A 10165-nucleotide genomic window follows, 5' to 3' on the forward strand; every position below is an offset into this window, starting at 1 on the left:
TTTTAAAATCATTACCCCTCACGGGGATGGAAACTATAAGTTGTTGGATTGCAATAATAATCTCATAAGCAGTTTTAAAATCATTACCCCTCACGGGGATGGAAACGAATTATAGATTTGATTGAAACCATCGCGCGTGACAGGTTTTAAAATCATTACTCCTCACGGGGATGGAAACCCTAAGATATCTTGAATACCCAACATTGTAGAACGTGTTTTAAAATCATTACCCCTCACGGGGATGGAAACATAAATCCTGTACCAAGAAATTGTGGTACAAAAATACAAATAGTTTTAAAATCATTACCCCTCACGGGGATGGAAACGATTTACTTTGTAGCGCATTTCCTCCTTTACTGAAGGATTGTAAAAAGGCATAGCAAAAGAATCATATTTATTATAACTTGATAACTATACGACGATTTACTTGCATACCGCACTACAGATGGTTAATACCCTACCCAAGCCAGAAATTAAAACCCCCAGCAAAGAAACTGTACTTACCCCCCGGTTTTATACTACAGATTTTGAAACTGCGGCCAACCTGGATTTATCTGCCCAGGAGACGGAGTTAAAGGCAATGCTGGCAGAAATGCAGACAGATTACAACCGTCATCATTTTGTTCGGGATGAGGTGTTTAACCAGTCTTGGGAACACATTGAGGGTGAAGCAAGGCAGGCATTTATTGAGTATTTGGAACGCTCTTGCATTTCTGAGTTTTCCGGCTTCTTGCTATTCAAAGAACTATCCCGCAAGCTGAAAAATCGCAGTCCACTGCTAGCGGAAATATTTCAACTGATGGCACGTGATGAAGCTCGCCACGCTGGATTTCTCAACAAAGCAATGGGCGATTTTAAGCTCTCTCTGGATTTAGGCAATGTTACTAAAACCCGCACCTATACGTTTTTCCCAATTGAGTGGGTACTCTACACCGTTTACTTATCAGAAAAAATCGGCTACTGGCGTTACATTATTATCTACAGACATCTAGAAAAGTACCCAGAAAACCAGTTTTACCCCATCTTCCAATATTTTGAGAGTTGGTGTCAGGACGAAAACCGCCACGGGGATATATTCAAGGCGCTTTTACGTTCTCAACCGCAACTGTGGAACAACTGGAAAGCTAGGCTGTGGAGTCGCTTTTTCTTGTTATCGGTATTTGCTACTCACACCCTGACAGTTCATGAACGGGCTGGTTTTTACACATCATTGGGACTTGATGCGACAGAATTTGACCGCGAAGTTGTCCGTAACACCAATGAAACTGCGGGACGAGCTTTTCCTGTGATGTTGAATACTGAACATCCCAAGTTTTTCCCACTTCTACAACGCTGTGCGGGTTACAACATGAAAATTGCAGAGATTGAGAGTAGTTGTATACCCAAAGTTGTGAAACTAATTCGCAAACTACCTTTGATTGCAGCAATTGTTTGGAATCTGCTGTTAGTTTACCTGATTAAACCCGTTGATGCTGAGGCTTTGCGGGAAACTGTGCGTTAAATTTGGCGATCGCATTTTGTGGAATCAGCTCGTGTCCGACTAATTAGTTGCCATTGTGTTCGCCCTTGGCGTTCCCGTAGGGTACGAAGTGAAGCAATCTCCGAACCCCTGCGATTGCTTCACTTCGTTACACTGGCAATGACATATTCTAAATAATTAGAGGAAGATAAGATCGTAAGAATGCGATCGCCTTCCAATATTTGGTTACTTTTTGAGGTTTTTTATTTTAATTAATATTTTTTCAAAAAACTGCTGTTTTGCTCCGAAGGGCTTTCAGCGTGCTGTTGCAAGCGTTGCGATCGCGAAGCTCAAAACACGCACAGGGAGTTTTGCGTCAGTCATAATCAATTATTTGGACTCTGATTGAGATTTTTGTCACAAGTCTATTGACTTCAAGGATATATATTGAGAAACTAATAGTTAGCTTAACTAATTAATAGAAGTGCATCAAACTTGTGACAATACTGACTGGAAAAATAAATCGGTCAGAACCTCCTAGCGAGTCAAGACCGTTGATTTTGGAAACTCAGGGACTCACACGCCGTTTTGGGAAGTTAACGGCTGTTAATAACCTGAGCATATCTGTGGTGCAGGGTGAAGTATTTGGGCTGCTTGGGCCTAATGGGGCAGGGAAAAGTACAGTTATTAAGATGTTGACAACTTTGCTACCTCTGAGTGCAGGGAAAGCAACCTTAGCTGGCTATGACGTGACTCGTCAACCCAATGCTGTGAGACGGGCTATCGGCTATGTACCGCAAGCGCTCTCTGCTGATGGGAGTCTCACGGGTTACGAAAATCTCTTAATCTTTGCCAAGCTTTATGGAATACCAGCAAAAGGACGCGATCGCCGCATCTATGAAATTCTAGAATACATGGGTTTGCAAGATACAGCAAAGCGCTTGGTACGCAACTACTCTGGTGGGATGATCCGCAAGCTAGAAATCGCCGTATCAGTTTTACATCAACCCCAAATTCTCTTTCTTGATGAGCCGACTGTCGGACTAGATCCTATCGCCCGGACTCAAGTATGGCAACTTGTGCTACAACTCTGTGCTGATTACGGCACAACTATATTTTTAACAACCCACTTTTTAGAAGAAGCAGACAGCTTATGTAACCGTGTGGCGATTATGCAGCAAGGTGAAGTCGTAATTACAGGTACACCAAGCGACTTAAAAGCTTCTTTAAATCAACCAAACGCAACTTTGGATGATGTCTTTATTCACTATACAGGCAACCAGTTAACATCAGGAGTCAACTACCGTGACACAGCAAGAACCAGACGGACTGCTCAACGGTTGGGTTAAAGCACCGCCCACTGGGCGAGTAAATTTCATCTCTGCAATTCAAGAGCTAGTTACAAAAACCCTGGCGATCGCGGAATTGGAAGTCCGTAAACTCCGCCACGATCCTACTGATTTAGTAGTTAGAGCTGTGCAACCAGCCTTATGGCTATTGATATTTGGGCAAGTTTTCGCTCGCACTCACGCGATTCCTACAGGTAACTTACCATATTTGGACTTCATTTCTGCTGGTATTTTGGCTCAGAGTATTCTGTTTGTGGCAATTTTTAGTGGTGGGATGACGCTCATCTGGGAGCGAGATTTAGGGATTGTCCATAAGTTTTTAGCTAGTCCTACACCTCGTGTAGCGATGGTGTTGGGCAAAGCTTTGGCATGTGGGGTGCGGTGCTTATCTCAAGTACTATTGATTTACGGATTGGCATTTTTATTAGGTGTAAAATTAAATCTTCATCCCCTAGCTATTCTCCAAGTACTTGTAGTAGTCATGCTGGGGGCGGGAACATTTTGCATTTTTTCATTAATTATTGGCTGTTTAGTGAAAAGCCGAGAAAGGATGACGGGTGTTGGGCAATTGTTAACCATGCCGTTATTTTTTGCAAGCAATGCCATCTATCCGATTTCGTTGATGCCCAGTTGGTTAAAGTTTATTTCTCATTTAAATCCCTTGACTTATGAGGTTGATGGCTTACGTAGCACGATGCTGCTGAATGGCACTAGCATCTATGGCTTTGGTCTGGATTGTACAATTCTCTTATTAACGTTAATAATCTTAGCCATCATTGGTGGAAAACTTTATCCACGGGTGGCGATGTAATCAGGAGAACAACAAGCCCATGACCTTGGATAAACCTGCTCAAGGTGCAACTTCCGAAGAATGTGCCGCTAGAGTAATGGAAACAGTTCCATTAATGATGCGGTTTATCCGAGCGGATATGCGTGCCCATAGTGCCGCCTTTTTATCTATACCTCAGTTGCGATCGCTAGCATTTATCAATCGCAATCCAGGTGCTTCATTATCTGACCTCGCAGAGCATTTAGGTGTCACTTCTGCCACGGCATCAGCAACCGTAGAACGCTTAGTACAACGTGACTTCGTGAAACGTTGCTCTCATCCTCAAGAGCGGCGGCGGGTGCTGCTCAATTTAACTGAAGATGGAAGGCATCATCTCAAACAATCCCAAGATCAAACTCGCGCTCATATTATCGACCTGTTAAAAGGTTTGACAGAAGAGCAAATTTCTAACATTGAAGAAGGCCTAACTCTACTAAAAAATGTCTTCGAGCAAACGGAACTCAAATCCCCATAACTCTGAGGTTGCACAGCACGATCCCTTTGCAGCCTTTAAGTTTCGAGACTATCGGCTATTTACCATTGGACGGCTAGTGCTGTCCGTGGGGTCGCAAATGCAAACTGTAGCTATCGGCTGGGAACTCTATGAGCGGACTAACTCAGCGATCGTTCTTGGTGGCGTAGGACTGGCGCAAGTCTTGCCGATGATTGCTCTCACCTTGATTACCGGACATGTGGCCGATCGCCGCGAGCGCAAACTCATCATCTTACTGTCAGTGATGCTGCTAGCTCTCTGTTCGCTGGCTTTGGCAGTGCTTTCTTATACTCAAGGGGCAATTTTTCTAATTTACGCCTGCTTGGTATTAACAGGTGTCGCTAGGGCATTCCTCAGACCTGCTAGTGATGCCTTAATGTGGCAGTTGATACCTGTCAGTGCGTTTACCAATGCGGCAACTTGGAATAGTAGTAGCTTTCAGTTAGCTGCTGTTATTGGCCCAGCCTTGGGGGGATTCGGCATCGCTTTCCTAGGAAGTGCTACAGGAGTATATGTAGTAGCAGCGATCGCCGCGTTGCTGTGTTTTCTTTTAACAGTAGCGATCAAAGAGCAAAAAGCCATCCGCACAACTGAGCCAATCTCACTTAAAGCACTTGCAGCTGGTGCTAAATTTGTCTGGCAGAATCAGTTAATTTTAGCAGCCATCACATTGGATATGTTTGCTGTATTGTTGGGTGGTGCGATCGCATTGCTACCCATCTTTGCCAAAGATATTCTCCACGTGGGGCCAGTGGAATTGGGATACCTACAAGCAGGACACTCCATCGGTGCTTTGACTATGGCCATTACCCTAGCGTATTTACCACCGTTACGCAAAGCAGGCCCTGCCTTATTGTGGTCAGTGGTTGGCTTTGGGGTTGTCACAATCATCTTTGGACTTTCTCGTTCATTTTGGCTGTCTATGTTAATGCTGACCTTTGGTGGCGCACTAGATAGTATTAGCGTTGTGATTCGCCATACATTAGTTCAAATTAGAACACCGGATCATTTGCGTGGTCGGGTTGCTGCTATTAATAGCGTGTTTATTAGTGCCTCGAATGAATTAGGAGGCTTTGAATCAGGCTTGACAGCAGCTTTATTTGGCCCAGTGATTTCCGTTGTAGGTGGTGGAATTGGCACAATTGTAGTGGTGATTGCTACAGCCATGATTTGGCCGGGAATTCGTAAATTAGGAGCTTTGCAGGAATATAAAAATCCTGATTGATTTCTGCAAGCTCCACACTGGTGACTTCCAGTCATGAGTTAGGCAAGCCATATTCCTATTTAAGGAAATAGCTCACAGAGCGTTGAAGCAGGAATCGCGTGACATTTTGTCATCGGAGGTTCAATTATTACAATCTGTTAAAACTGTCAGTATAGAAACATTCAATACTGCTTTATCCCTTCTTGTTAATACCAGGAGAGTATAAACTAAGAAGAAAATCGGAAACAATTAAGTCGTAGGAATCGCTACGCTTCGCAAACAGGCAGTAAATACAGTTGGCTTCAGAGATAACTAGATAATTATTACCAATAGCGATCGCTACATTATTGATAATGTTGTATCAAAACCCAATAAACAAGCTACAAAAATTCATCCAAAAACAAAGCTTTTTGCATATAGGGATTTTTCTGGCAATTCTGTTGGGGATCGTATTGTTCAATTGGGTAGCGCTCTCGCAACGACCAGTTACCCTGAATATGTTAATTACTGCCCCTGATGCCCAACCTTGGAAGCAGGGTTTGATTAGAGACTTTGAGGCTGAAAACCCAGGCATTCGCATTAACTTAGTTGAGGGGCCCAATGCCACAAATTTGCTCGAAGACCTTTACACCTCATCTTTTATCTTAGGTGAATCCCCTTATGACTTGGTGAATATGGATGTGATCTGGACACCCAAGTTTGCTGCTGCTGGATGGTTGCTACCCCTAGACGATCGCATTTCCAAGCAGGAGTTGGCAGTATTTTCACCCAAGGATGTAGAAGGCGGACGTTACCAGAACAAGCTGTACCGCATTCCTGTGCGTTCCGACGTGGGAATGCTCTACTACCGCGAAGATTTAATCAAAGAAGCAGGATTGAAACCCCCAGAAACCTTTGAGGATTTGATGCGAATATCTCAAGCCTTGCAGAAGAAAGACAAGGTGAATTGGGGCTATGTTTGGCAGGGACGGCAATATGAAGGACTGGTGGCAATGTTTGTGGAAGTTCTTAATGGCTTTGGTGGCTTCTGGGTTAATCCCCAAACATTGGAGGTTGGGTTGGATAGACCAGAAACATTACAAGCCATTGAGTTTTTGCGTAGTACCATCAGCGAGGGCGTTTCTCCTCCTGGAGTCACAACCTACCAGGAAGAAGACACCCGGCGTTTCTTCCAAAGTGGTCAAGTAGCGTTTTTACGTAGCTGGCCTTATGCATGGCCTTTAGCCCAAGAAAAGAATTCGCCAATCAAAGGCAAAATTGCAATTAAACCGATGGTTCATGCTCCCGGTAAAACTGGTGCAGCTTGTTTAGGAGGCTGGGGTATAGGGATTTCTAAATCTTCTAAACATCCCGAAGAAGCGTGGAAAGCAATTCAGTACTTTACCAGTCGGGAGGCACAGCGCCGCTTCATTTTGAGTGCAGGTTATGTTCCAAGTCGCCGAGATTTATTTACAGACCCAGAGATTGTTGCCAAATACCCGCACTATCCGCAGTTACTGGAGGTTGTGGACAATGCAGTTTTACGTTCGCCAGTTGCCCAATATGCCCAGACATCAGATATTTTGCAGCGTTATCTCAGCGCTGCGCTATCCAATCGGATAAATCCAGAACGAGCAATGCAAGCTGCTGCTAATGAAACGCGTCGATTGCTAGGGACTGGGGGCTAGGGACTGGGGATTGGGGATTGGGAACATGAGAGAATTACCAATGACAAATGACAAATGACAAATGACCAATGACCAATGACCAATGACTAATCCACATACACTCCGAAGTCGGGAACAACAGACTGCTTGGATCTTACTAACACCAGCATTATTACTGTTGTTGTTTGTATTTGCCTACCCGATTTTACGAGCATTCTGGTTAAGTGTATTTACTAGGAATTTGGGAACTGAACTACAACCCGTATTCTCTGGTTTGGACAATTATGTGCGGATGGCTGGGGATGGTCGTTTTTGGCAGAGTTTGTGGGCGACGACAGTGTTCACAACAGCATCTGTGGTTTCAGAACTACTGCTAGGACTCTTGATTGCTCTAGTTCTGAATCAGGCGTTTTTTGGAAGAGGCATAGTGCGGACAATTGCCATTCTACCTTGGGCTTTGCCTACCGCTCTGATTGGTCTGGCATGGTCTTGGATTTTTAACGACCAGTTTGGGGTTTTAAACGACATTCTGCGGCGGTTAGGGCTGATAAAAACTGGAATTAACTGGTTAGGAGATCCAACTCTGGCGATGAGTGCAGCAATTTTTGCTGATGTTTGGAAGACTACACCTTTTATCAGTATTCTGTTGTTGACTGGATTGCAGTCAATACCATCAGACCTTTATGAAGCTTACTCTGTTGATGGGGCAAATCCTTGGCAAAGCTTCCGCAATATTACCCTGCCACTGCTGCTGCCACAAATCTTAATTGCAGTCCTATTTCGATTTGCTCAAGCTTTCGGGATTTTTGACTTGATTGCTGTAATGACCGGGGGTGGCCCTGGTGGTGCAACTGAAGTGGTGTCGCTATACATCTATTCTACGGTGATGCGCTACTTAGATTTTGGTTATGGAGCGGCTTTAGTGGTAGTGACATTTCTAATATTAATTGCTGCGGTGGCGATCGCTAGTTTCTTACTTAATAAGTCCCGTGCTAAAACATCAGGAGTTATTTAACCATGAGTTCAACTCCACAACCAATAGCAAAAACCAGATTTTCTGCTAAAAAAATCTTGCTGCTAATAGCGGTTGCATTGGTAATGTTATTCAGCCTAGCGCCAGCATTATGGCAATTGCTCACCTCCTTTAAAGTTAACGAAGATATTGCTGCCGTTCCCACTGTTTATTTCCCCACGCGATTCACTTTTAGTCATTACATTGAATTATTTACTCGTCGTCCATTTTGGCGCTACATCTTCAACAGTGCCTTTGTGTCGATTACTTCTACAGCTTTAGCTTTAGCGATTGGCGCACCTGCTGCTTATGCCCTAGCACGGTTACGCCCTTGGGGTGAACAAGCTATCCTTGCCAGCGTGCTGATGGTGACTTTATTTCCTGGAATTCTGTTGTTCCTCGGACTGTTAGAAATTATTCAAGCGCTCAGGCTGGGCAACAATTATCTAGCGCTGATTATACCTTATACTGCGATCAATTTGCCCCTGACAATTTTAGTACTCAGAAGCTTTTTCCAACAATTACCTAAAGACTTAGAAGATTCTGCTAGGGTCGATGGCTACAACACCTTTCAACTACTGTGGCAAATTGTGCTACCTATGACCCTTCCCGCCTTAGTGACTACTGGAATTCTCACCTTTATTTTTGCCTGGAATGAGTTTATCTTCGCTCTGACGTTTATGACCCGTGAAGAAATGAAGACGATTCCCGTTGCTGCGGCTCAATTGGGTGGTGCGACAGTATTTGAAATTCCCTACGGTGCGATCGCGGCTGCTACTGTTGTTGGGACTTTACCCCTAGTTTTACTAGTTTTGTTTTTCCAGCGCCGGATTGTCCAAGGTCTGACTGCTGGTGCTGTCAAAGGATGAAGGGGAGCAGGGGGAGCAGGGGGAGCAGGGGGAGCAGAGGGAGCAGGGGAAGCAGGGGGAGCAGGGGGAGCAGGGGAAGCAGTAGAAAAATTACTAATGCTTGACCAATGACCAATGACCAATGACAAATGACCAATGACAAATGAAAAATGGCTAAACTTGAACTCAAAAATTTGAATAAAACTTATACTTCCAAAGTCGTCCCTGTCAAAGACGTTAGCTTAACAGTAGATAACCATGAGTTTCTGACTTTACTTGGCCCTTCTGGCTGTGGCAAATCCACTGTTCTACGCATGATTGCAGGTCTTGAAGAACCTACTCGCGGTCAAATTACGATCGATAACGTGGATGTTACTTATAAATCAGCAGGCGATCGCAACATCGCAATGGTATTTCAAAGTTACGCACTCTATCCACACATGACAGTGTACGAAAACCTTGCCTCTGGACTCAAGCTGAAAAAAGTACCACCGATAGAAATTAAACAGCGAGTGGCAGAAGTGGCAGAAATTTTAGGATTAGCAGAGTTAATGAATCGCAAGCCTGGTAAAATGTCTGGAGGTCAACGACAGCGGGTTGCAGTTGGTCGGGCTTTGGTGCGTAATGCCGATGTATATCTGCTAGATGAACCGTTAAGTAACTTGGATGCGCTGTTGCGAGAACGAGTCCGAGCCGATCTCAAGCAAATTTTTGCAGCTCAAAAAGTCCCTGTGGTCTATGTTACCCATGACCAAACAGAAGCGATGACACTCTCCACGAAAGTAGCTCTGCTCAACGATGGCTATGTCCAGCAACTTGACCCGCCCGAAATCATCTATAACCATCCAGCTAATTTATTTGTGGCTGGATTTGTTGGTAGTCCTCAGATGAATTTGCTAACTCTTCCTTGTAAGCAAAAATACGCGGTACTAGGTAACTTCCAAGTACCTCTGCCAAATATACCAACTGTACCACCCCAAATTGTACTAGGTATCCGCCCAGAAAACGTTCGCATTGCCCAACCAGGTGATACCCAAACTATTCAAGGGCGAGTGCATCTAGTAGAAAACTTGGGTATGCATTATTTAGTCAGTGTCAGAGTTGAGGGTTCACAAACTGAAGCGATTATAGTACGTGCTTTGTTGCCAACAGACCAAACTTGGAGTAATGAGGATATTACACTGACATTGCCCCCTGAAGATATTCACTGGTTTGATGTTCAATCTGGCCACATCCGTGAGAGGTTAGAATAAAGCGCCTTTTGTCAATCAGCTAAAATACTCAAAACAGTCTTAACAAGAATGATAATCGTGTATGGGGAGAGG

At 44.2% G+C, this 10165-nt stretch carries 9 protein-coding genes; all 9 read left to right on the top strand.

The genetic code is table 11. From position 1 onward, the window contains the following. Positions 1 to 445 precede the first annotated feature (445 nt). The 9 genes from acsF (at position 446) to V7K42_RS04070 (ending at position 10093) form a co-directional block, all read left to right on the top strand. A complete protein-coding gene (gene acsF / locus V7K42_RS04030; RefSeq protein WP_334913768.1) occupies positions 446 to 1501 on the top strand; it encodes a magnesium-protoporphyrin IX monomethyl ester (oxidative) cyclase in 1056 nt (351 codons plus the stop codon). A gap of 455 nt (positions 1502 to 1956) precedes the next feature. Further along, positions 1957 to 2808 carry an ABC transporter ATP-binding protein gene (locus tag V7K42_RS04035; RefSeq protein WP_334913770.1) on the top strand — a complete coding sequence of 284 codons (852 nt, stop codon included), beginning with the start codon at positions 1957 to 1959 and terminating at the stop codon, positions 2806 to 2808. After that, entirely contained in the window at positions 2765 to 3619 is an 855-nt protein-coding gene (locus V7K42_RS04040) for an ABC transporter permease (protein WP_334913772.1), read from the top strand. The genes V7K42_RS04035 and V7K42_RS04040 overlap by 44 nt, the downstream gene beginning before the upstream one ends. A gap of 19 nt (positions 3620 to 3638) precedes the next feature. After that, positions 3639 to 4112 carry a MarR family winged helix-turn-helix transcriptional regulator gene (locus V7K42_RS04045; RefSeq protein WP_334913774.1) on the top strand — a complete coding sequence of 158 codons (474 nt, stop codon included), beginning with the start codon at positions 3639 to 3641 and terminating at the stop codon, positions 4110 to 4112. Continuing rightward, the gene (locus V7K42_RS04050; RefSeq protein WP_334913776.1) at positions 4078 to 5355 is read left to right on the top strand and encodes an MFS transporter; all 1278 of its coding nucleotides are present in this window, start codon (positions 4078 to 4080) and stop codon (positions 5353 to 5355) included. The genes V7K42_RS04045 and V7K42_RS04050 overlap by 35 nt, the downstream gene beginning before the upstream one ends. A gap of 332 nt (positions 5356 to 5687) precedes the next feature. Continuing rightward, on the top strand, positions 5688 to 7001 hold the full coding sequence (locus V7K42_RS04055; protein ID WP_334890609.1) for an ABC transporter substrate-binding protein: 1314 nt from the start codon (positions 5688 to 5690) through the stop codon (positions 6999 to 7001). 82 nt (positions 7002 to 7083) lie between these two features. Further along, positions 7084 to 7995 carry a carbohydrate ABC transporter permease gene (locus V7K42_RS04060; protein ID WP_334913778.1) on the top strand — a complete coding sequence of 304 codons (912 nt, stop codon included), beginning with the start codon at positions 7084 to 7086 and terminating at the stop codon, positions 7993 to 7995. 2 nt (positions 7996 to 7997) lie between these two features. After that, positions 7998 to 8861 carry a carbohydrate ABC transporter permease gene (locus V7K42_RS04065; RefSeq protein WP_334714436.1) on the top strand — a complete coding sequence of 288 codons (864 nt, stop codon included), beginning with the start codon at positions 7998 to 8000 and terminating at the stop codon, positions 8859 to 8861. Between the two features lie 149 nt (positions 8862 to 9010). Further along, positions 9011 to 10093: an ABC transporter ATP-binding protein gene (locus V7K42_RS04070; RefSeq protein WP_334913780.1), complete on the top strand. Its 1083-nt coding sequence runs from the start codon at positions 9011 to 9013 to the stop codon at positions 10091 to 10093. The last annotated feature ends 72 nt before the right edge of the window (positions 10094 to 10165 follow it).

Origin of the sequence: Nostoc sp. (assembly GCF_036917455.1) — a bacterium.
Classification (GTDB): domain Bacteria; phylum Cyanobacteriota; class Cyanobacteriia; order Cyanobacteriales; family Nostocaceae; genus Nostoc.

Coding starts and splice junctions, on each gene's coding strand:
- V7K42_RS04045 (WP_334913774.1), top strand. CDS start 3,639: ATGACCTTGGATAAACCTGCTCAAGGTGCAACTTCCGAAGAATGTGCC.
- V7K42_RS04065 (WP_334714436.1), top strand. CDS start 7,998: ATGAGTTCAACTCCACAACCAATAGCAAAAACCAGATTTTCTGCTAAA.
- V7K42_RS04070 (WP_334913780.1), top strand. CDS start 9,011: ATGGCTAAACTTGAACTCAAAAATTTGAATAAAACTTATACTTCCAAA.
- V7K42_RS04050 (WP_334913776.1), top strand. CDS start 4,078: ATGTCTTCGAGCAAACGGAACTCAAATCCCCATAACTCTGAGGTTGCA.
- V7K42_RS04055 (WP_334890609.1), top strand. CDS start 5,688: ATGTTGTATCAAAACCCAATAAACAAGCTACAAAAATTCATCCAAAAA.
- acsF (WP_334913768.1), top strand. CDS start 446: ATGGTTAATACCCTACCCAAGCCAGAAATTAAAACCCCCAGCAAAGAA.
- V7K42_RS04060 (WP_334913778.1), top strand. CDS start 7,084: ATGACTAATCCACATACACTCCGAAGTCGGGAACAACAGACTGCTTGG.